A 22391-nucleotide genomic window follows, 5' to 3' on the forward strand; every position below is an offset into this window, starting at 1 on the left:
GACAATCTTTGAGACTAAAAATTCGTGAATTCGTGGCGAAAAATTACCCAAATCGGTTTGGAATTTTGAATTTTAGTATTGGAATTTCCCCCGTAAACATTGGGATTTGTAATTTTTTCATTAAAAATTTAAAAACTTTTGTAACATTTTAGTAGTTGCCGTATCAAAAGCATGGATCCGATTTAATTAACAATTTATTGCTATTAAAATTTTAACAACTTAAAACTATTAAAAATGAAAAAGTATATCATCTTAATTATCGCATTCTTATTCTCAGCATTATGTCTAAATGTTTTTGCACAAACAAAATCATATCCGTTTGAAGTTTTAAAAACTGGAAAAGGGAAACAATCAATAATCTTCATTCCTGGGTTTGCTTCTTCTGGAGAAGTTTGGAATGATACCAAAACAGCATTCGAAAAAGACTTCACTTGTTATACGCTTACAATGTCAGGTTTTGCAGGAGTAAAACCACAAGCAAATCCATCATTTGAAAATTGGAAAAACGAAATTGCAGCTTATATAAAAGACAATAAAATTGAAAAGCCAATTGTAATTGGCCACAGTATGGGAGGAGGATTAGCACTTGCTATTGCATCAGATTATCCAGAATTAATTGGAAAAATTGTGGTTGTGGATGCGCTTCCGTGTTTGGCGGCTTTGAGCGATCCATCTTTTAAATCAAAAGAAAATAATGACTGTTCGGCAACTGTAAATCAAATGACGGGAATGAACGAAACTCAATTCTATGATATGCAGAAACAAATGATGCCAAGGCTTTTGCAAGATCAATCAAAGTTGGAAACAGTTGTAAGCTGGAGCGTAAAGTCAGACCGAAACACTTTTGGACAAATGTATTGTGATTTTTATAATACCGATTTAAGAGCGAAAATCTCACAGATAAAATGTCCATCTTTAGTTTTATTAGAATCTTATTTTATAAATTTAAAACCAGCAATTGAAACACAATATGCAAATTTGAAAACAGCCGATTTTAAATACGCTAATAAAGGCCTTCATTTTATTATGTATGATGATAAAGATTGGTATTTGGCACAATTGAATAATTTTTTAAAATCTTAAAATGGAATTCGAACAGATATATAAAACTTATTGGGATAGAATTTTCAGGCTTTGTATGGGTTTCGTAAACGATTATGATGCCGCTCAGGATTTGGCTCAGGAAACTTTTATAATTGTCTGGCAGAAACTGGAAACCTTCAGAAATGAATCTTCTATTGGAACGTGGATTTTCAGAATCGCTTCCAATAATTGCCTGAGGCAGATAGAAAAGCAGAAACGTTTTCCAAAATCTGAACTTCCTGTTCATCTTTCTGAAGAAAAACAAACCTCATTAGAACCTCAGATTCAATTCTTGTATAAATGTATTGCCGAGCTTCCAGAAACCGATCGTATTATTATTTCGTTAGAATTAGAGGATATCAAACAAAATGAAATTGCCAAAATCGTCGGACTTTCTGAAGCCAATGTTAGAGTGAAAATTCACAGAATAAAAGAAAAACTGACTCAAAAATTTAAAGAAAATGGACAACGATAATAATATAGATTTTAAAGATTTATGGAAAAAACAATCCGTAAGTCAGCCAGATATGACCGATTTGCTGGCACGAATAAATAAGTTTAAAAAAACTGGACTGCGTTGTTTATGGATTACCAATATTCTGCTTTTAGCAACCAGCGCCTTCATTGCTTTTGTTTGGTTTTATTATCAGCCACAATTTATTTCGACTAAAATCGGAATTGTTTTGGTGATTTTGGCAATGGTGATTTATTTAATGGTCTACAACAAACTATTAGGCAATTATAAAAATATAGAAGCAAATCAAACCAATCAGGAGTATTTGCAAAACTTAATTTTAATTAAAAAGAAACAAAACTTCATGCAGACGAAACTGATGACTTTATATTTTGTTTTGTTAACGGTTGGAATTTGTTTGTATATGTATGAATATGCAAGCAGGATGGCAGCTTGGATGGCGATTTTAACTTATGGAATCACATTGTTCTGGATGTTGTTTAACTGGTTGTATATTCATCCAAAACAAACCAAAAAACAGCAAGAAAAAATAAATAGTCTAATTGAAAAATTTGAAGAAGTTAATCATCAATTAGAGTTATAAAAAAGAAGCTTCGCAATTGCGAAGCTTTCTTTTACCAAAAACAAAAATCTAAAATTTTAAATTTCTATAAACTATTGTCCGAAAACGTAAGGTGTAAGAGATAATACAATTATTCCATCACTATTTGCTGTAGCAGTCAATTCATTCTCTAGTTTTCCTCCAATGTAAATTTTTCCAGTTAATGTTTGTCCAGCAACTCCACCGTATCCACCAGCGCTTAATGAAGCTCCCATAGATTTTGCTTCTGCAGTGAACTCTTTAGTCCATGGAAGTTTAGTAAGATCTTCATTCAATGCGTTACCGCCTTTTTCAAAATAGGTAACAGATGTTGTTCCTGAATAGTTTCCTGTTATCTCATATTTAACGTCTCTTGAGTTATTTCCTCCTTTATTATCATCATCACTGCTGCAAGAAACTGCTGTAAAAGCAAGAGTCATTACAATTGCTAAGGTTTTCAAAATTGATTTCATAGTATATATTTTTAATTAATAGTAAGATCTACAACAAAATTAGACCCTTACCTACGAGACAACAATACCTGATAAAGTGTATTTTTTATTACCTGATATCAGGTAAAAGCAAGCAATTTCTTTTTGAAAGTCATTAAGCTTTAATAACTTTGGGTAAATGCCACATTTATGAAGAAACTCTACGCCTTTTTATTTTTTTTGTTTTTCACTGCAATTTCCAATTCACAAGTAATTCTTTCCTTAGATGATGATACTGTTTATATTGACAGTATTGTTAAAATCACAAAAAACACAAAATCTGATAGTGTCAAAAGTTTGAATAGTTTCAGATTGTCAAAACTGTTTTTGATGGCGCAGGATGCAAAAAAGTCTAAAGAATATTTGGAACAGGCAAATAAGCTTAAAGCCAAATTTCCTTTTCTAAAAGATGCTTCTATTTTCTATAATGCCTATAATTTTATAGAAAAGGGCGATTTGGAAGGTTTTGAAAAAGCTTTACTAGAAGCCAATTCTAAACTTAAAAAATACCGTAATAAAGAAGCTTATAAACTTCGTGCTGTCATACTTCAGAATTATGGAATTATGCAACAGCGCAAGAACAACGAAAACGCTTATATGAAATTGCTGGTTAATGAGGCTATTCCGATTGCTAAAAGAAGTGGCGATTACGAATTGATCAGTGCGTTAAATAAAGCAGTTGCCATTATTTTTATGAATAATGATGAACGCGAAAAAGCAGCTGAATATCTAGATCAAGCGCAGAAATATATCGAGAGTGCTACCAAAAAATCTGCAACTTTAGCAGAGTCTAAGATGGAAACGTATATTATAAATGCGGAAAATTTAGTTGAGCTGAAACATTTTTATGACGCTAAAGAAATTCTGGATAAAGCTTATGAGACTTTAGAAAAATATCCTGAATCCAATTTGAATGATTCTTATTTTTATTCGGAAGGGCTTTATTATGCGAAACAGAACAAACACAAAGAAGCACTAGTGAGTTTTGAAAAAGGAATAAAATCGGCAGAAAACCATCAAAATGCCATTGCAGTAAACCGATTGAAATTTGCAGAATATGAAGTGCTTTTTAAACTGAAAAATTACGATAAAGCTAAAAGCAATTTAGAATATCTAATTGCAAAAACACCTTTTATTGTAGATAAAAAAAATTATTACAAAGAGCTGTCTAAAGTTTATAATGCGACAAAAGAATATCCGAAAGCTTATTATTATTCGAATAAATACAATGTTATAAACGATAGTTTAAACGATGCTAAACTGAAAACGGAAATTGTTGAGCTTGAAGCAAAATATAAAAAAGCCGAAAGTGAAAAGAAAATTGGTTTGCTGCAGTCGGAGAATGAAAAAGCAGTTTTGCAGGTTAATAATAACCGTTTGAATATGTTGCTTTTCGCAGTGCTTTCGTTTGTTTTGTTTTTGACAGTTTTGTTTTTGTGGAGCTGGAATAACTATCAGAAAAAAATAAGTTTTCAAAAAGAAGTCAATCACAAACAAGAACTTGAAGCATTAGAAAATCAGCAGAAATTATCTGTTTCAAACGCTTTGATTGAAGGGGAAGAAATTGAACGTAAAAGAATTGCCAGAGATCTTCACGACGGACTTGGAAGTATGCTTTCTGGTCTTAAAATGCATTTGAATCTTGCTGATCGCGAGAATAAAGAAAATGCGCCCAACATTAATGGTTTATTAAATGATTCGATAAAAGAACTTCGCAATATTTCTCAGAATCTAATGCCCGAAAGTTTAATGAAATTGGGTCTAGAGCATGCGCTTAGAGATTTGTGCGCTTCGCATTCAACGACCGAAACCACAATCGAATTTCAGTATTTGATTAAAAAGACAACCTTGCCACAGCATTTTAAAATCATGATTTTCAGAATTATTCAAGAACTTTTGAATAATTCTTTAAAATATGCCAAAGCATCGCAGATTTTAGTTTCCTGTTCGCAAAATAAAGATGTGTTTTTTATTACAGTAGAGGATAATGGAATTGGCTTTAATGTAGAATATGCTGAAAAAAGGGACGGAATGGGCTTGCGGAATATTAAAAACCGCGTGGCTTTTTTGAATGGAAAAATAGAAATTGATTCGGTTCTGGATAAAGGAACTTCAACTTATATCGAATTAAAATATAACCCAAATCATGATTATGAAGTATAAAACGGTAATAGTAGACGATCATCCGATTGTGATTTCTGGAATTTCAGGTTTGCTTTCAGATTTAGATAATATAGAAATTGTCGAAAAATTCGAATCGGGAATTGCACTTTTAGATTATATAGAAGACAATAAAGTCGACTTGATTTTAATGGATATTTTTCTTCCTGTAATAAATGGAGTTGATCTATGTAAAACCATCAAGCAAAAGCATCCTAAAATTGTAATTATAGGTATGAGCAGCCAATCTGAAAGAAGTTTGGTGATGCAATTTATTCAGAATGGCGGAAACGGATATATTCTGAAAAACGCTTCTTTTGATGAGTTTAAAGAATGTATTTATAAAGCTATTGATGGCGAAATTGTTTTTAGCGAAGAAGTGAAAACCATAATTAGCCAGCCTTTGTCTGAAGATTTAGAAAGAATTCCAGGGTTAAGCCGAAGAGAGCGCGATATTGCATTATTGCTTTCGCAAGGAAAATCGACTCAAGAAATCGCCGATGATTTGTTTTTGAGCTTTCTAACCGTTCAAACACACCGACGCAATATTCTTCAGAAGTATAAAATGAAAAATGTGGCAGAATTGATTGCCTTTTTGCTTAAAAACAACATGTTGAATTAAGTCAAAAGTGGTAAAAAAATGTCAAAATGGCATTTTGTTAAAATGGTTCGCATTTTGCAGTTTGTTTTGTAAATTTAAAAATCAATCTAAAAACACAAAAAAAATGGGATCAGGATATTTAATTATTGCTGGAGCTATAATGTTGTTCAGCTGGCTAGTAAGTTCGCAGCTGAAGAGCAAATTTGAATTGTATTCGAAGTTGCAATTAAGAAACGGAATGAGCGGACGTGAAATTGCTGAAAAAATGCTTGCCGATAACGGAATTACAGATGTTCGTGTTATTTCAACGCCAGGTCAGTTAACAGATCATTATAATCCATCAGATAAAACAGTAAACTTAAGCGAAGCAGTTTATAATCATCGTAACGCGGCAGCGGCGGCTGTTGCAGCACACGAATGCGGTCACGCAGTGCAGCATGCAATTGGTTACGAGTGGCTGACGATGCGTTCTAAATTGGTGCCGATTGTAAGCGTGGCTTCTAATTTTGTACAATGGATTTTGATTGCAGGAATTCTAATGATTAAAGTTTTTCCAGGTTTATTATTAATAGGAATCATCATTTTCGCGGCTACAACTTTGTTTTCAATTATTACACTTCCGGTAGAATATGATGCTAGTAACCGTGCGTTGGCTTGGTTAGAAAATAAGCATATGCTGACGCAAGAAGAACAAGCAGGAGCAAAAGATGCTTTAAAATGGGCAGCAAGAACTTATGTGGTAGCAGCAATTGGTTCTATTGCAACGTTGCTGTACTATATATCAATTTATTCTGGAAGTAGAAGGAACTAATTAGTTAATTGAGATAATTAGTCAATTAGATAATTTATTGCAAACCCGACAGTTTTTTAAAATCTGTCGGGTTTTGTTTTTTTATTAAGTTGTCAGGCTGAGCGGAGTCGAAGCCTTTATAGGTAATTAAGCCCTTTGACTTCACTCAGGATAACAGCTAACATAAAATTATCTAATTTTCAAATTGGCACATTATCTAATTCTAAAGCTGTATTTGCCTATCAATCTGCTGATCTAATGAGATGAACGTTTCAGTTCTCGAAACTCCTTCAATGGCTTGGATTTTATTATTCAAAAGTTGCATTAAATGTTCATTGTCACGACAGATAATTTTAATTAAAACCGACCAGTTTCCTGTAGTATAATGGCATTCTAAAACTTCTGGGATTTTTCTAAGTTCTTTTACGGCTTCAGAGTTTCTTGAAGCTTTATCTAGATAAACTCCAACAAATGCCATTGTATTATATCCCAAAACTTTTGGGTTTACAGTAAATTTAGATCCAGAAATAACACCAGATTGTTCTAGCTTTTTTAATCTCTGGTGGATTGCGGCGCCTGAAATTCCTATTTTATTAGCAATTTGCAAGATTGGTTTTCGGGCATCGTCCATGAGATAGCGAAGTATTTCTTTGTCGATTCCGTCAATTTCAATTAAAAGGGAGTTGATTTTCATAACTTATAATTTGAAACTATTTTTAAGATTTGGGTTATCAATAGAAATCAAATGTAGTCAAAATGCTGTAGAAATGGAAATTCCAATATTGAAATCCCAAATCCCAAATCCCAAACTTCAAATTGCTTCACCTGTTCGTTATCGCTCAAGTTCGTTTTTAAACATAGCTCGTGGTTTCAACCACTGGAGACGTATTGATATGCGTTGTGTTCCCATGGTTGAAACCACGGGAAACGTATCGAATAAATCATAAAAACAAAAATTCCAAATTTCAAGCGATTAACTTGGAATTTGGAATTTTAAAAATTGTATATTTTAAAAAGGATTATTTCCCTTTGTTTGCTTCTGCAACGTATTTTTCTAAAGCCATTGTCATAGAAGGCGTTTCAGGAGTTGGAGCAAGAATATCAATTCTTAAACCATGATCCAAAGCCTCTTTTTGAGTTGTGCTTCCGAATACGGCGATTCTGGTGTCGTTTTGTTTAAAATCTGGGAAATTTTTAAACAATGATTTAATTCCTGTCGGACTGAAAAAAGCTAAGACATCATAATAAACATCTGCTAAATCAGATAAATCACTCATTACAGTTCTGTAGAAAATTGCTTGTGCCCAATCTACTTTTAAACCGTTTAATGTAACAGGAGCATCTGCATTTAATTGGTCAGATGCAGGAAGTAAAAACTTCTCATCTTTGTACTTCTTAATTAGCGGAGATAAATCTGCAAAATCTTTTGCTCCAACGTAAATCTTACGTTTTCTGTACACAACATACTTTTGAAGGTAAAACGCAACAGCCTCAGATTGACAAAAATACTTCAACCCTTCAGGAACTTTGTAACGCATTTCATCAGCCACTCTAAAAAAATGATCTACAGCATTTCTACTTGTTAAAATGATCGCAGTGTAATGATTAAGATCGATTTTTTGTAATCGAATCTCTTTTGCGCTAACCCCTTCTACATGAATAAATGGTCTGAAATCAATTTTTATTTTGTGTTTTTGTTGGAGCTCAAAGTAAGGAGAATTCTCCACTTTAGGTTCAGGCTGTGACACCAAAATTGTTTTCACTTTCATATTATAAATATTTTCTAAGCACTCCCTTTTGTTATCCAATAATAGAGAAAATAATAAGGGGCTATTTCAAGAGCGCAAAGATACAAAATAAAATAAAATAACTTGCCGATAATTACGTTTTGATACGTTTTAATTGAAATAAAGTAAGAGTATACGCTAATACACAGCGAAATGCCTATGATTGCTAAGGGTATAATTTGCGGAATATTGTTGTAATAAAACAAAACGGCATTGATTGGAAGGATTAAAACGCCAATATAAGTTCTGTACGTTACTTTTTGTAAGTTAAAAAGCTCTACAAATTCATCAATGTTGAAAGAAGCTGCTACAATTTTCTCGATTAAATATTTTCCAAGAATGAAATAAAGCAGAAAAGTTGCAATTCGGATAAATAAAAGCCAGTCGGTTTTTGAAGCATAGCCAAAAATATTCATCGTTAGCAGAATAAAAAAAGCAAACGATACAACCTGCACAAAAAATAATCCAACCGTAAAGCTGTTTTTCATGTGGCTGTTATCTCGATAAATTTTGGCGTATTTGTCAGAAAAAATAAGTTTACTAAACTCACTAAATCTTGTTTCGTAAGCCGATTTTGTCATGGCAACAACAGCAAAGGTCAGCACAAATAAAAGTGTTGCCCAGTCTTTGTTTTCAAGAATTCGAGGGTGTAATTGTTCAATCATAGCGATACAAAATTAGTAATTTTTTGATGCAATACTTTTATTATATATTTATTATGAATCAAATGCTATAAAAAGTTTACTTTTGCGGTGAAATTACCGAGAAAAAATGAATGATAGCATTGTCATAATTCCCACTTATAACGAAATTGAAAACATAGAAAGTATAGTTAGAGCTGTACTTTCACAACATAAATCTTTTCATCTGCTGATTATCGACGATAATTCTCCTGATCATACTGCAAAAAAAGTAATTGCATTGCAGGAAGAATATCCAGGAAAACTGTTTTTAGAGCAGAGAACTAAAAAATCAGGATTAGGAACAGCGTATGTTCACGGCTTTAAATGGGCTTTGGAGCGCGACTATCAATTTATTTTTGAGATGGATGCCGATTTTTCGCATAACCCAAATGATTTAGAAAAATTATATGATGCTTGTCATTTTGGAGGAGCAGATCTTGCTATTGGTTCTCGTTATGTAAAAGGTGTAAATGTTGTCAACTGGCCTTTAAGCCGAGTTTTGATGTCTTATTTTGCATCGGTTTATGTGAAATTCATAACCGGAATGAAAATTCACGATGCAACTGCGGGTTTTGTATGTTACAAAAGAGAAGTTCTGGAGAAAATCAATTTGAATAAAATAAAGTTTGTCGGATACGCGTTTCAAATTGAAATGAAGTACAGAACGTATTGCGCCAAATTTCAAATTACCGAAGTCCCAATTATTTTTACAGATAGAACAAAAGGAGTTTCTAAAATGAGTAATGCCATTATCAAAGAAGCTATTCTTGGAGTGATTTCACTTAGATTAAGAAAATTAGTCAATTCATTATAAACCAACCGAAATGAACAGGATTTTAATAAAAAATGCCAAAATTGTAAACGAAGGGACAATTTTTGAAGGTGATGTTTTAATTGAAAACGATCTGATTGTTGAAATTGCAGACAGCATTTCATTAAAAACTTCAGATTGTATTGTAATCGATGCTGAAGGAAATTATTTAATGCCAGGCGCGATAGACGATCAAGTGCATTTTAGAGAACCAGGTTTAACGCACAAAGGAGATATTGAATCGGAATCTCGTGCGGCAGTTGCGGGCGGAATTACCTCTTTTATAGAACAGCCTAATACAGTTCCTAATGCGGTTACTCAGGAAATTTTAGAAGATAAATATCAAATTGCGTCTAAAAAATCATTTGCGAATTATTCGTTTATGATGGGCGCAACAAACGATAATTTGGAAGAAGTTTTAAAAACCAATCCAAAAAATGTTGCTGGAATTAAGATTTTCTTAGGTTCATCTACGGGAAATATGCTGGTTGATAATGAAGCAGTTTTAGAAAAGATATTCTCAAGCACACCAATGTTAATTGCAGTTCATTGTGAAGATGAAACTACGATTAAAAATAATCTAGCGGCTTTTAAAGAGCAATATGGAGACGACGTTCCTGTTACGGCGCATAATTTAATTAGAAGTGCAGAAGCTTGTTATATTTCTTCATCAAAAGCAGTAGCTTTAGCAAAAAGAACTGGCGCAAGATTGCATATTTTCCATCTTTCAACTGCAAAAGAAATGGAATTGTTTACGAATAAAATTCCATTAGAAGAGAAAAAAATCACTGCTGAGGTTTGTGTACACCACCTTTGGTTTACTGACGAAGATTATAAAACAAAAGGAAATTTCATTAAATGGAATCCTGCCGTTAAAACAGCCGAAGATCGGGCAGAACTTTGGAAAGCTCTTAATGACGGAAGAATTGATGTAATCGCGACAGATCACGCCCCACATACCAAAGAAGAAAAACAGCAATCTTATCTGAATGCTCCTTCTGGAGGTCCGTTGGTGCAGCACGCTGTTGTGGCAATGTTTGAAGCACATCATCAAGGAAAAATTAGTGTGGAGAAAATCGTGGAGAAAATGTGCCACAATCCAGCTAAGCTTTTCAAAATAGAAAAAAGAGGTTTTATCAGAGAAGGTTACCACGCCGATTTGGTAATCGTAAATCCAAGTCTGCCTTGGAACGTGAAACCAGAAAATATTTTATACAAATGCGGATGGTCTCCGTTTGAAGGTTATACTTTCAAATCTAGAATTACGCATACTTTTGTAAATGGTGAATTGGTTTACAATAATTTCAAAGTAAAAGATACCAGAGCGGGTAAAAGATTATTGTTTGACAGATAAAAAGCAACTATGAAGAATTTTATAGTAATAATATTGGTTTTGTTTCTTTCTATCAGCTGTAAAAAAGATGTGGTAAAACAGCCTGCAAAGCTTATCGAGAAAGATAAAATGATTGATATTATGTATGATTTATCTCTTTTGGAAGCAATGAGATATCAGAAACCATTGTCTATGGATTCAGTAGATAATGATCCGAAAAGGTTTATTTTGAAAAAATACAAAGTAGACAGTCTTCAGTTTGCGCAGAGTAACATGTATTATGCTTCTGATTATGATAGTTATAAAGACATGTTTGATCAAGTCAATAAAAGAATTGAAGTCAATCAGAGAGCAGCTGATTCTTTAGTTAAAATTGATGAGAAAAAAGCAGCGAAGGAAGCAAGAAAAAAACTGAAAGAAATGTCAAAAGATCCTGTTCAAAAAACAACTCCAAAAGTTAATATTGATTCTATACAACAAGCTCACAGAAATAGAAGAAAACTATAATTTTGAGCTATTAATAATATATTGATGAATATCTGTAAAAACCGTTCCTAGAGCGGTTTTTATTTTTTCATTACTATAGAGGTTTTTTGAGTAAGAAGCTTTTGCTGTTGCTTTTGTAATGCTTCTTTTTCTAAAGAATAAAGTCGAAAATATTCCGTCAGCCATCCACAAGAAATTCATTAAAAAAGGTGTGGCATGAATATGTGGTCTCTTTACTTTTAGAGCATCAGCAACAGTGTTTAAAAGGTCTTTAAAAACGATATTATCAGAGATTAATGAGAAGCGTTCGTTTTTTATGTCGCTTTTCATTAGTTCAGAAGTAGTTTTTACGACATCATCAACAGAGATGAAACCAGTGCTTCCTAATGTATAGAATGGAAGCCCTTTTGAAACTTTCCCATAAATCTCACTACTGCCTTCATCAAAAATATCCATCATTTTTGGCGGGCCTAAAATTACACCTGGATTTACAATAATAATATTTAAGCCTTCTTGATGTCCGCGCCAAACTTCCATTTCGGCACCATATTTAGAAATGGCATAATCGCTGTGCGGTTTTTCAGGATTCCAGTCTGTTTCTTCGGTAATGTGTGTTTCGTGAGCAGTAATATCTCCTAAAGCGGCAATCGAACTGATGTAGCAAAATTTTTCTACTTCTTTAGCAATAGCAAAATTGACCATGTTTGCAGTGCCTTCTATATTGGTTTTTCTAAGGGTTTCTTCGTCTTTTGGTTCAAAAGAAATAAATGCTGCTGAATGATAGACTTGGTTGATGCCAATAAATGCGGTTTCAAGTGAAGGTATGTCTAGAATATCAGCTTCAAGCCAATTGATTTTTTCAAACAAATCTGTTTTTTTATATAAATCAAAAACCGACTTTGTTTTCTGAATATTCTTTTCGGTTCTGTAAATTGCCCGAACATTTTCTCCATTTTCAACTAAATGAAGCAATAAATGCGCGCCTACTAAACCAGTTCCTCCAGTTACTAATATCATGTTGTAAAGATAAGTTTTTGTTGGAAAGGTGCAAAGTTGCAGAGGGACAAAGTTGCAAAATTTCAAAGGCAGAGTTTCAAAGTGTTTTTTGTTATTGATATTGCAATTGCTTTTTGTAATTGCGATTGCCATTGATTGCATTTGCGTAAATTATTTAAAAAATAAAGCAACGGATAAATGTTTACCCATTGCTTTATTATCTTTTATAGAATTTCTGTTGTTTATTAGAAAATAGTATAGGCAAATACCAAATCAATTGCATTATATTCAACAGAAAAGGTGTTGTAATCTCCTAATAGCTGTTTATTTGTATTTGTTCTAATTTCAGCACTGAATTTGTTTTTGAAGTTATAGCCAACGCCAAAAGCAAAATTGGATCCTGTTTTGCTTTCAAGTTCTGCATTTTTATCAAAGGATAAACTCGCTTTACCATTTATATCAAAAGAGTAAGCGGCATTTATGAAAACTTTTGAATTACTATTGATAAGAAAATAATAACGTAGTCCTATCGGAAGCTGGATGCTAGTGTATTTAATGTCTACATTTCGAGTTATAGTCGGAGATCCCGCAAAAAGGCCTGGTCTGCTATATTGTTTGGTGGTTTCGTATTTTTGATAAGCAGGATTTACAAAGAGGCTCCATTTGTTTTTATTAAAAGGAAGAAGATATTCTGCTTCTAAACCTATTTTGAAATTAGTATTGCTATCTAAATTTACATCTAATGATGGGCTGTCTCCATCATTCATAGATCCTGAGATGAAACTAAGTTCAGGTGTTATTTTTAAATGAAAATGACCTTCACTAGATTTTGATAGTACGCTGTTTTTTGTTTTCTTGTCAGTATTGTTGTATTTTAGAAAGTATCTGGTAAGATCAGATTTTTTATATTTTAGATTCGTAATCTCGCTATCGGTTATATTTGCAGATCTTACATTATTGTTTAACTGCTGTTTGTAGGAATTGTTTTCTTTTAATTCTCTAGCGAGACTACCTTCTGTCAAATTGTATTTTAAGTATAGTAATTGTTCTAATGGAGTACTTTTTGTTTCGTAAAAATATCGGATAAGATTTCCTTCTGTGTACGAGTATAATGTTGCTTCTCCCTGAACCAATAACCTTAGAAAAAGAGTGTTTTCTTCCTATACAGGTTGTCCGGTTTCTGATAGTTTGTCTAAATTGTCACTGGAACGATCCATTTTTACTTTGGCTCTTTTGAAAGTTACAGTATTGTCGATACCAAATTCCTGAACATTAGCAATGGTTTCTGTTTTGTAATCATTATCGCTAATCTGGGATTTATATTTGAAATCGGTTGGATTGTTTTTCCAGTCCAAATTTCGGATGAAACATTCTGTTCGTATTCCATTGTTGGAAATAAAGCATCCTTTTTCAAATGAAATCTGTGCATTGCTAAAGGTGCAGTAAAGAAAAAGAATTAGTAATAAAGTTTTTTTCATTTTTTTTGGTAGTTTTTGGTGGGCGAATCTAAAGAAAAAATAGAATAGATTTTTACGGGTTTACGTAAAATGATTTTTTACTATCCTTTTGGACTTTTGCGTTAGAAAATTGAGTTTTGAATTAATCTCATTACCATGTTTTTAGCTTAAATGATTAAATTTTATATTGAAACTGCTTTTTATGGTTGATAATGAAACTGCTTTTTGTGATTGCCATTGACATTGATTACATTTGCGCAAATTATTTAAAAAAATGAAGAATCTAGTTGAAGAATTAAAATGGCGCGGGTTATACCATGATAGTATGCCTGGAACGGAAGAACAATTGCTAAAAGAAGCAACCACTGCCTATATCGGTTTTGATCCAACGGCAGATTCACTGCACATCGGAAGTATGGTACAGATTATTTTATTGGTTCACTTAAAGAATTTCGGGCATAGACCGATCGCTTTAGTAGGTGGAGCAACAGGAATGATTGGTGACCCTTCTGGTAAATCTGATGAAAGAAACTTGCTTGATGAAGAAGCTCTGGCTAAAAACGTAGCTGGAATCAAAAGTGTTTTGTCTCGTTTCTTAGATTTTAATTCAACCGAAGCAAATGCACCTGTAATGGTGAATAACTACGATTGGATGAAAGAATTCTCTTTTATCGATTTTGCACGTGAAGTTGGAAAAAGAATTACCGTAAACTATATGATGGCTAAAGATTCTGTAAAAAAGAGATTTAGCGGAGAAGGTGAGGGAATGTCTTTTACAGAATTTACATATCAGTTAATTCAAGGTTACGATTTCTATCATTTATATAAAAACAACAATTGTATTCTGCAAATGGGAGGTTCTGACCAATGGGGAAATATTACCACAGGAACAGAATTAGTGCGCAGAATGGGAGGTGAGAATGCTAAAGCTTACGCCTTAACAACTCCTCTTATTACAAAAGCAGACGGATCTAAATTTGGTAAATCTGAAGGTGGAAACGTTTGGTTGGATGCTGATAAAACTTCTGTATACAAATTCTACCAATTTTGGGTAAATACCACAGATGTTGATGCTGAGAAATACATTAAAATCTTTACTTTCTTAGATAAAGATACTATTGAAGCTTTAATTGAAGAGCACAAAACGGCTCCGCATTTAAGAGTTTTACAAAAGAAATTAGCAGAAGAAATTACTGTTTTTGTTCACAATAGAGAAGAACTAGAAAAAGCAATTCAGGCTTCGAATATTTTGTTCGGAAATTCAACTGCAGAAGATTTGAAAAAATTGGACGAAGCAACTTTTTTAGAAGTTTTTGATGGAGTTCCACAAGCTGAAATCGCAAAAGCAGATTTAGAAAACGGATTGGATATTATTACGGTTTTAAACGAAAAAACAGGTTTTTTTAAATCTAACGGAGAAGCAAGAAGAGCTTTAACTGCAAACTCAATTTCTGTAAACAGAGAAAAAATAAAAGAAGATTTCGTTTTATCAGCAAATGATTTAATCAACAATCAATTCGTTTTATTGCAAAGCGGAAAGAAAAACTATTTTGTGATTCGTGTCGTTTAAGCGTTTAATCGGTTAATTGTTTAATCGATTCATGAAATCTTAATTTTGAGTATATAAATCCCAATGTTCGAAAGAATATTGGGATTTTTTATTGAAAAAAACATTCCGTAGGAATGTCTCGTCGGTAGAATTAAAATTTGTTTTGCAGTTTCCGTAGGAACGTTTGAACAGCACAGTGAATATCGATTAACCGATTAATCAAATCAACGATTAACCGATTTAAAGTACCATCAAATTACAACCTCGAATATCAGAATTATCAAAACGTCCCAATACTTCAAAAGAGTTGTTTGAATATTTTTTGCCTAAATCTTGCGTAGCAATAAAAGAGCATGAATTGATATTGGCTAAATCAATTACGTTTATGCCACCCGTTTTTCCATCATTCACGTAAGTAAGAGCATCTTCTGGATCACGAACTAAGATATGCATCCAAGAAGGGCATTCAAAAACACCTTCACCCAGAGAATAGGCTTGCGCTAAAAGTTCTGTCATTCCGTATTCTGAATGAATAGAAGAAACGCCAAAACCTTTGCAAAGTATTTCGTGCAGTTCTTCACGAATCATTTCTTTGCGTTTTCCCTTCATTCCTCCAGTTTCCATAATAATGGTATTTCGAAGATTGAATTGGTGTTTTTCGATCAAATCCAACAAAGCATACGTAACTCCAATTAAAATTACATTTTGACCTGCTTCATCCAATTCAAGAAGTTTTTTGATTAAGTCGTCGTGGTTGTGCAAATAAAACCCGCTTTCAGGCTGATTGGAGAGTTTTATCAAATCTTCTACCATATAAATTAACGAAGAGCCTTCGCGTTCTAAATAAGACGGCAAAAGGGCTAAAACAACGTAATCTTCTATATTGCCATAAAATTGAGAAAATCCTTTGCGGTAACTTTCCTCATATAGGGAAATATCGGTCACTAAATGTCTGCTGGTAATCATTCCGGTTGTACCGCTGCTGGTAAAAGTTACTTGTGCAGGATCAGTATTAGAAACCACATCGTGACTTTTGAAAAACTGAATAGGTAAAAATGGAATTTGTTGCAGTGATTTTACCTGTTGTGGATTAACATTCAAAAAATCACAGAATTCACGATAAACTTTATTGTTCTCGTACTGAAAACGAAAAACTTTTAATGCTATTTTTTCAAATTGCTTCTGACTTGAAATGGTAAAGATATCGTTGGCTGTAATCAAAACTTTTTTTTGCAAAGATACTTTTTTTTAGTTTTCAGTCTCGGTTTTCAGTCTCAGTTTTCGGTGAGGATTTTTACGAAAGGGTATAATTGAAAGAAGTATTCAGTCTCGGTTTTTAGTCGGAGTATTCAGCAAAGCATATAAACTGAAAACTGTGACTGTGACTGAAAACTAAAAAAGCTCCAAAGGAGCTTTATCTTATAATGAGTTTTCGTGTTGCCGATGCGTTTTGTTCGCTTATTTTGATGATGTAAACACCTGGAGGCAGTTCTGAAACACTTAGTTCTTTTGATACTAAATGTGCTTGCAATACTTTTTTGCCTAAAAGATCAAACACAATAATTTCTTTCTCTAAATCGTTTTTAGATGATATGTACACTTTTCCATTTGTAACTGGGTTAGGATACAAGCTTAGACCCTCAATAGAAGTAGATTCTTGAGGTTTTGGTAATTGCTTATTATCTTGCGCCGAAACGCTTAGAGTAAAGAAAAATGCCAATAAGAAAGTAATATAAAAGTAGTTTTTTGCCATCGCATGTATTTGATTACCGTAAATATACAAAAAAAATTACAAAAATGACGCCAAAAAAAAACATCCTAAATATTTAGGATGTTTTTAACATTGTATAAGGCTATTCTTATTTGATTAAGCTAGCTCCATCAACTGAAGCCCAAGCTCCTGCTGCTAATGAAGCTCCAGTAGCTGTAGTGCTTGTTGTAAAAGTTCCTGTAGGGAAAGCAACTGTAAAACCAGCAGCGCCTGCAATTGGAGTTACATTTGTTGTGTTAGAAATTTTTACATTTAAAATTTTAATTTTAGATGTATTTACTTGGTGTGTGTTAGTAGCTGCGTCTAAGATGCTAACTACTGAACCTTGGTAAGTTGTAGCTCCGGTTGTGAAGTTTCCATAACCATCAACAATGATGTTGCTGTATTCTCCGTTACCTTCTCTTTTGAATTGGAAAGCATCAACTTGGTTATCACCAACTTCAGGAACGTTTCCAGCTTCTCTTTTTAAAGTAATGTTAGTAACTTTTGGTCCGAAAGAATTGTCATTAGCAGATGCTTCGATTTCCATTCCGTAGTTTCCTTTTCCAGTTTGGTAAGCATACCAGTTTGTATTAGCAGTACCTTGCCATCCATCTTGCCAGTCAAAAGCGTCATCATAGTTACCATAAGAGATAGCGTTTGTCATACTTACAGTTCCTCCGAAGAATTCGAATCCGTCGTCAGCACCTTTGTAAGCTACTAAGTGATCTAAAGTTGTTCCAGAACCTACAGAGTAGAATGTGAAAGCGTTGTTTTCTTTTGTTCCGTCAGCTAATTTAGAACCAGCGTACTCAACTCTTACGTAGTTTAATGAACCACCATTGTGAGTTGCGTTAGATCCTCCGTAAGAAATATTGTTTCCATCTTCTGAAGTAGAAGAAGTTCCTCCTCCAGCAACTTTTGCAGGTGCATCACCGTACATGATGATACCTCCCCAAGAACCAGGAACTTTAGATTTTTCTGTAAAAACAACTGGTTTGTCAGCAGTTCCGTTGATGATAAGTTTTCCTCCGTTTAAAACAACTAAAGCGTTGTCTCCAGTAGCTTTGTCTATAGTGATTGTAGATCCTGCATCAAAAGTTACAGTTACACCAGAATTAATTTTTACAATTCCTTTTAATGTGTAGTTTCCGTAAGCATAAGTTTTGTTTGCAGTGATAGGACCTGTAATTTCTCCTGTAGCAGGTGTCGGTGCAGGAGTCGGATCGTCGCTGCTTGAGCAAGAATTAAAAAATAAACCTGTAGCAAGTGCTAAAGCAAGAATTTTAGTTTTCATAGTTTTGTGTTGTATTATTCGTTTTTATTTTTGTCAAAATTATGAGGTTAATCTTTTTAGGGTGTTATCTGAGTATTACATTACGGTTATCAAAAATTGACCAAAATGTGAAGGGAATGTTAAGTGGGTTTATGCAAATTGCTGCCATAAAAAAAGCCCCAGAATTTCTGGGGCTTTTGATATCTTTATTATTAACATTAAAAAGTATAACCAAGTTTTACTGAGAATCCAACGCCTTTTTTGTAGCTGTTTGCTAATAAAGATGGCTCATCAACTTTTACAGTTCCGTTATTTCCAAATTCTAATTGTCTTGCAGGGTTTAATAAGTTGTCTGCTGTAAATTTCACATCAAAATGTTCTGAGATTTTACTTCCCCAAACAAAATCTAATTGAGATACAGGCAATTCGTAAGTATTATCCTGACCGTTTGTTCCTACTGCATAAATTCTTTTTCCAAATACTCCATAAACAAGAGACATCGTGTTTGTCCAGTCTTTGCCTAAATTGAATTCATATTTCAAATCTGAGTTTACTAACCAATCTGATGCACCTTGCAATGATCTAGAGCTATGTGTTTCGATTGAATTTTTAACCGTTACATTTCCGTCCTCATCCTGAGATTCGTAAGTTTTTGCAACATTTACTTTCGTAGACATTAATGAGGCATTTAATCCGAAAGAGAAATGCTCAAGATTTTCGCTAATTCTGTTTAATCCTAAAAGGAATTCAACTTCTGCTCCGTACAAAGTTGCATTGTCAGAATTTAAGAAAGTAGTTACTGTTCCCGATGTAGCGTTTGCAATAAAGGTTCTTTCAATTGGATTGTCAATATATTTTCCAAATATTCCAAAAGTGATCATTTCTTTAGCAGTTGGGAACAATTCGTATTTCAAGTCAACATTATAGTTGTCACTGTTTTTTAATAATGAGTTACCTTGTGTTGAAGTGTTATCTGCATTGATATATGAGATAGGGAAAGATTCCATTACAACTGGTTTTGTATATGTTTTACTTGCAGCGAAACGAATATTAGACGTTTCTGTCATTAGGTATTTCAAGTTTACAGAAGGCAAAACATAAAGATTGTTGTATGTTTTCTTTTTGAATGGATCATCAAAAGAACCTAAAGTTCTGAAGTATGTTTCTTTAATTGTGTTTTCAACTCTTACACCTCCGTTAAGTTCAAACTTGTCAGCAAATTTCCAGAATAAGTTTGCGTATCCTGCATTTGCGCTTTCATTAAGTTTTACTTTATAAGTTGTGTTTGAACTTTCAGCAAAAGCAACTACGTTGTTGTTAATGTCAGTTGTAATTTTCGAATCGATATTGTTGATATCGTTTGATGAAAAAGTACCACCATAACTTGATACAAAACGGTAAGAAGATTCCATTTTAGATGCATTTCCGTTATAACCAACAGTCAATTTGTTTTGTTTGTCTTTTCCGAATTTCAAATTGTATTCTAATAATCCAGAAACAAATACATTTCCGTCTACAGTTAAATATTGACGTAAGAAGTTGTTACCTCCGTAAGAAGTGTTGATTTGGTTATCTGCTTCCTGAGTACCAGTATAGAATTTTCTGTCTGGCTGACCGTATTTAGTATTTGCATAAGATACACCACCTTTTAAAGTTTGGTTTTTATCTTCTGTCAAATTGTATTCACCTAATAATTGAGCATTTAAATAATCCGTTTTGTCTAATTGATTCGTACGGATAAAGTTATTCGTGATACCATTATTGCTTAAAACCCCGTATTGATCTAAGATTGAGTTTAATGTGGTTTTTAAGTATAAAGTGTTGAAAGATAATTTATATCGTTCAGCTGAATAATTTACACCAACTAAAGCAGAAGTGCTAGTTTTGAAACGGTATTCAGTGTTGATGAAGTCATTGTTATATTTATCACCAAGTGTTTGCAATGTTCTATTAACACCTTCTCTAACTGCATAGCTATTATCAAAATTAAGAGATAATAAATAGGAAATGTTACGGTTGTCGCTTAAGTCAAATTTTTCAGCATGCAGAAAATTGAAGCTTGAGTTAAGAGGGCTTTTGCTTTTGCTTACGTTAAAACCTTTGTCTCCGCTTACAGAGTTTAATGCCTGATCTTTTGTGAAAGTTGTTCTTCCAGCAGTTTCACCTAAGAAACTTGGCAATTCTCTGTCTTTACCATTAAATCCGAAGAAACCAGCAGCAGTATCTGCATCTCCAGAAAGCAAGAAATCCTTGAAGCTGTTTCCAGTTGTGTATCCTGCTCCAATATTTATTTTAGTGATATCTTTCGTTGGTTTTGAAGTTTGGATATTGAAAGTTCCTCCAGCAAAATCTCCGTAAATATTTGGATTGAAAGTTTTGTAAACATCAATTACTCCTACAATGTTCGTTGGAAATAAATCTAGCGGAACGATTTTTGAATATGGGCTGTTTGATGGAGCGGCAAGATCATTAATCAATAAGTTATTGTAACGATCTTCAAGACCACGTACAAATATCCCTCTTGAACCTACTTTTGAGATTCCAGTTACTTTTGTCAAACCCTCTTCAACATCGCTTACACCTTTTCGAGACATTTCCTGTGCACCAATACTTTGCTTGATTACCACAGCATTTTTTTGATCTAAAAGTAAAGCAGTTTCTTTTTCTTTGTTAGCAGTTGATTTTACAACTACATCTTTAAGAGTATAACTTCCAGAAGAAAGTCCTTTGTTAATCGTTACAGTCTCGTTTGCTTTTACAGCTACTGGAGCTTCAACAGATTCATATCCTAAAAAACTAAAGATTAAAGTATAATTTCCAGGATTTACGCTTAAGGAATATTTTCCATCTACGTCGGTATTTACGCTAATATTTGTACCTTTAACTAAAACATTAGCAAATGGCAGCGCTTCGTTGTTCATGTCCTTGTCGGTTAGAACTCCAGAAATCGTACCTTTGTTTTGCGCGATCGAGATCGTACAGATAAATAATGCAATAAAGAGAAATCTTAAATTGAATTTCATTTTTTTCAGTGTTGTGTTTGTGTCTTATTATTTTTGTGCAAAGAAAGAACCGCTCTGTGAAGTCCATGTTACCGACTTGTTATGTTTTTGTGTTGTTAAGATTATCAAATTGTTACGAGATTAAATTACGGTTAACACCATTTTTTAAAGGTTCTTTTGTTAGTATATTTACCCTGTGAAATAAGAAATATCGAATGTTTAATGAAGAAGTTTCGATATAAAAATCTCAATTTTTGCTATTTATGAAAAAAACACAAACTAAGATTTTATTAGTTGACGACGAACCAGATATCTTAGAAATCGTTGGCTATAACCTTGCTCAGGAAGGCTACCAGATTGTTACAGCTTCTAACGGAAAAGATGCTATAGCAAAAGCACAGAAAGAGCTGCCAGAACTAATCATTATGGACGTAATGATGGCAGAAATGGACGGAATGGAGGCTTGCGAGCATATTAGAAAAATTCCAGAATTAAATAATGTTATCATAACATTCCTTACAGCAAGAAGCGAAGATTATTCTCAAGTAGCTGGTTTTGATGCCGGTGCCGACGACTATATTACAAAACCAATTAAACCAAAATTATTGGTCTCAAAAGTAAAGGCGCTGTTAAGAAGGTTAAAAGAACAAGAAGTTGTTACAGATACTTTAAATGTAGGCGGAATCGAAATTAACCGTGAGGAATACAAAATCATAAAAGGCAATGTAGAAATTGCCTTGCCAAGAAAAGAATTCGAATTATTTTATTTATTAGCTTCAAAACCTGGGAAAGTTTTCAAAAGAGACGAAATCTTGGATAAAGTTTGGGGTAACGAAGTTGTAGTTGGAGGTAGAACAATCGATGTTCACATCAGAAAACTGCGCGAAAAAATAGGCGAAGATCTTTTTAAAACCATAAAAGGTGTTGGTTACAAATTTGAAGTTTAGATTTTTAAGATACTAAGTTGCTAAGATTTAAACCCTTTCAAATTTTTTTAAAAATATTCAATACATTTAAACCATATAAGAATTGAAGTTGTACAATCTTCATTTTCTTATATGGTTTTTGAGTTATTCCTTTT

Annotated in this window: 22 protein-coding genes; 11 read left to right on the forward strand and 11 right to left on the reverse strand. The window is 33.2% G+C overall.

Annotated elements, in window-relative coordinates; all coding sequences use genetic code 11:
• Positions 1 to 234 precede the first annotated feature (234 nt).
• The 3 genes from DMB71_RS10135 to DMB71_RS10145 are packed head-to-tail and all read left to right on the forward strand — an operon-like array spanning position 235 to position 2141.
• Complete coding sequence (locus DMB71_RS10135; protein WP_111365810.1) at positions 235 to 1083, forward strand: alpha/beta fold hydrolase; 849 nt, start codon at positions 235 to 237, stop codon at positions 1081 to 1083.
• Position 1084: 1 nt separating this feature from the next.
• Entirely contained in the window at positions 1085 to 1558 is a 474-nt protein-coding gene (locus tag DMB71_RS10140; RefSeq protein WP_111365812.1) for an RNA polymerase sigma factor, read from the forward strand.
• Positions 1545 to 2141 (forward strand): hypothetical protein, encoded by a 597-nt coding sequence (locus DMB71_RS10145; protein ID WP_111365813.1) that lies wholly within the window; start codon positions 1545 to 1547, stop codon positions 2139 to 2141. The genes DMB71_RS10140 and DMB71_RS10145 overlap by 14 nt, the downstream gene beginning before the upstream one ends.
• A 71-nt stretch (positions 2142 to 2212) precedes the next feature.
• Here the strand turns inward: DMB71_RS10145 and DMB71_RS10150 are convergent, their stop codons facing one another.
• Positions 2213 to 2611 (reverse strand): MmpS family transport accessory protein, encoded by a 399-nt coding sequence (locus DMB71_RS10150; RefSeq protein WP_111365815.1) that lies wholly within the window; start codon positions 2609 to 2611, stop codon positions 2213 to 2215.
• 168 nt (positions 2612 to 2779) lie between these two features.
• Here DMB71_RS10150 and DMB71_RS10155 point away from each other — a divergent pair, with 168 nt between their 5' ends.
• The 3 genes from DMB71_RS10155 to DMB71_RS10165 all read left to right on the forward strand — a co-directional run bounded on the left by DMB71_RS10155 (position 2780) and on the right by DMB71_RS10165 (position 6201).
• A complete protein-coding gene (locus tag DMB71_RS10155) occupies positions 2780 to 4792 on the forward strand; it encodes an ATP-binding protein (protein ID WP_111365817.1) in 2013 nt (670 codons plus the stop codon).
• Positions 4782 to 5411 carry a response regulator gene (locus DMB71_RS10160; protein ID WP_239452955.1) on the forward strand — a complete coding sequence of 210 codons (630 nt, stop codon included), beginning with the start codon at positions 4782 to 4784 and terminating at the stop codon, positions 5409 to 5411. Before DMB71_RS10155 ends, DMB71_RS10160 begins: the two co-directional genes overlap by 11 nt.
• A gap of 103 nt (positions 5412 to 5514) precedes the next feature.
• Positions 5515 to 6201, forward strand: a complete 687-nt coding sequence (locus DMB71_RS10165; RefSeq protein WP_008465123.1) for a zinc metallopeptidase — start codon at positions 5515 to 5517, stop codon at positions 6199 to 6201.
• Positions 6202 to 6403: 202 nt separating this feature from the next.
• Here the strand turns inward: DMB71_RS10165 and DMB71_RS10170 are convergent, their stop codons facing one another.
• The 3 genes from DMB71_RS10170 to DMB71_RS10180 all read right to left on the reverse strand — a co-directional run bounded on the left by DMB71_RS10170 (position 6404) and on the right by DMB71_RS10180 (position 8632).
• On the reverse strand, positions 6404 to 6874 hold the full coding sequence (locus DMB71_RS10170) for an Lrp/AsnC family transcriptional regulator (protein ID WP_111365821.1): 471 nt from the start codon (positions 6872 to 6874) through the stop codon (positions 6404 to 6406).
• 325 nt (positions 6875 to 7199) lie between these two features.
• Complete coding sequence (locus DMB71_RS10175; protein ID WP_111365823.1) at positions 7200 to 7949, reverse strand: uroporphyrinogen-III synthase; 750 nt, start codon at positions 7947 to 7949, stop codon at positions 7200 to 7202.
• A 14-nt stretch (positions 7950 to 7963) separates the two neighbouring features.
• Entirely contained in the window at positions 7964 to 8632 is a 669-nt protein-coding gene (locus DMB71_RS10180) for a DUF4271 domain-containing protein (RefSeq protein ID WP_111365825.1), read from the reverse strand.
• Between the two features lie 106 nt (positions 8633 to 8738).
• On the opposite strand from DMB71_RS10180, the gene DMB71_RS10185 reads away from it, so the two are divergent.
• Genes DMB71_RS10185 through DMB71_RS10195 form a run of 3 tightly spaced genes read left to right on the forward strand, consistent with a single transcriptional unit; the run spans position 8739 to position 11301 of the window.
• Complete coding sequence (locus tag DMB71_RS10185) at positions 8739 to 9464, forward strand: polyprenol monophosphomannose synthase (RefSeq protein ID WP_008465116.1); 726 nt, start codon at positions 8739 to 8741, stop codon at positions 9462 to 9464.
• Positions 9465 to 9474: 10 nt separating this feature from the next.
• Positions 9475 to 10815: a dihydroorotase gene (locus DMB71_RS10190; protein ID WP_111365827.1), complete on the forward strand. Its 1341-nt coding sequence runs from the start codon at positions 9475 to 9477 to the stop codon at positions 10813 to 10815.
• A 9-nt stretch (positions 10816 to 10824) separates the two neighbouring features.
• On the forward strand, positions 10825 to 11301 hold the full coding sequence (locus DMB71_RS10195; RefSeq protein ID WP_204251782.1) for a DUF4296 domain-containing protein: 477 nt from the start codon (positions 10825 to 10827) through the stop codon (positions 11299 to 11301).
• On the opposite strand, the gene DMB71_RS10200 is transcribed toward DMB71_RS10195, so the two are convergent.
• From DMB71_RS10200 to DMB71_RS10210, 3 genes are all read right to left on the reverse strand, one after another.
• Positions 11296 to 12297: an NAD-dependent epimerase/dehydratase family protein gene (locus tag DMB71_RS10200; protein WP_111365937.1), complete on the reverse strand. Its 1002-nt coding sequence runs from the start codon at positions 12295 to 12297 to the stop codon at positions 11296 to 11298. The genes DMB71_RS10195 and DMB71_RS10200 overlap by 6 nt on opposite strands.
• Before the next feature lie 224 nt (positions 12298 to 12521).
• Positions 12522 to 13409 (reverse strand): outer membrane beta-barrel protein, encoded by an 888-nt coding sequence (locus tag DMB71_RS10205; protein ID WP_111365829.1) that lies wholly within the window; start codon positions 13407 to 13409, stop codon positions 12522 to 12524.
• Positions 13410 to 13436: 27 nt separating this feature from the next.
• Complete coding sequence (locus tag DMB71_RS10210; protein WP_111365830.1) at positions 13437 to 13754, reverse strand: hypothetical protein; 318 nt, start codon at positions 13752 to 13754, stop codon at positions 13437 to 13439.
• 253 nt (positions 13755 to 14007) lie between these two features.
• On the opposite strand from DMB71_RS10210, the gene tyrS reads away from it, so the two are divergent.
• Positions 14008 to 15303: a tyrosine--tRNA ligase gene (gene tyrS / locus DMB71_RS10215; RefSeq protein ID WP_111365832.1), complete on the forward strand. Its 1296-nt coding sequence runs from the start codon at positions 14008 to 14010 to the stop codon at positions 15301 to 15303.
• Between the two features lie 219 nt (positions 15304 to 15522).
• On the opposite strand, the gene DMB71_RS10220 is transcribed toward tyrS, so the two are convergent.
• The 4 genes from DMB71_RS10220 to DMB71_RS10240 form a co-directional block, all read right to left on the reverse strand.
• The gene (locus tag DMB71_RS10220; RefSeq protein ID WP_111365834.1) at positions 15523 to 16503 is read right to left on the reverse strand and encodes a LuxE/PaaK family acyltransferase; all 981 of its coding nucleotides are present in this window, start codon (positions 16501 to 16503) and stop codon (positions 15523 to 15525) included.
• Positions 16504 to 16696: 193 nt separating this feature from the next.
• On the reverse strand, positions 16697 to 17035 hold the full coding sequence (locus DMB71_RS10225) for a T9SS type A sorting domain-containing protein (protein ID WP_111365835.1): 339 nt from the start codon (positions 17033 to 17035) through the stop codon (positions 16697 to 16699).
• Between the two features lie 106 nt (positions 17036 to 17141).
• Positions 17142 to 18329: a hypothetical protein gene (locus DMB71_RS10230; RefSeq protein ID WP_111365837.1), complete on the reverse strand. Its 1188-nt coding sequence runs from the start codon at positions 18327 to 18329 to the stop codon at positions 17142 to 17144.
• Positions 18330 to 18526: 197 nt separating this feature from the next.
• The gene (locus DMB71_RS10240; RefSeq protein WP_111365841.1) at positions 18527 to 21331 is read right to left on the reverse strand and encodes a TonB-dependent receptor; all 2805 of its coding nucleotides are present in this window, start codon (positions 21329 to 21331) and stop codon (positions 18527 to 18529) included.
• A 242-nt stretch (positions 21332 to 21573) separates the two neighbouring features.
• On the opposite strand from DMB71_RS10240, the gene DMB71_RS10245 reads away from it, so the two are divergent.
• Positions 21574 to 22257 (forward strand): response regulator transcription factor, encoded by a 684-nt coding sequence (locus DMB71_RS10245; protein ID WP_008465097.1) that lies wholly within the window; start codon positions 21574 to 21576, stop codon positions 22255 to 22257.
• The last annotated feature ends 134 nt before the right edge of the window (positions 22258 to 22391 follow it).

Origin of the sequence: Flavobacterium tistrianum (genome assembly GCF_003254545.1) — a bacterium.
Classification (GTDB): domain Bacteria; phylum Bacteroidota; class Bacteroidia; order Flavobacteriales; family Flavobacteriaceae; genus Flavobacterium; species Flavobacterium tistrianum.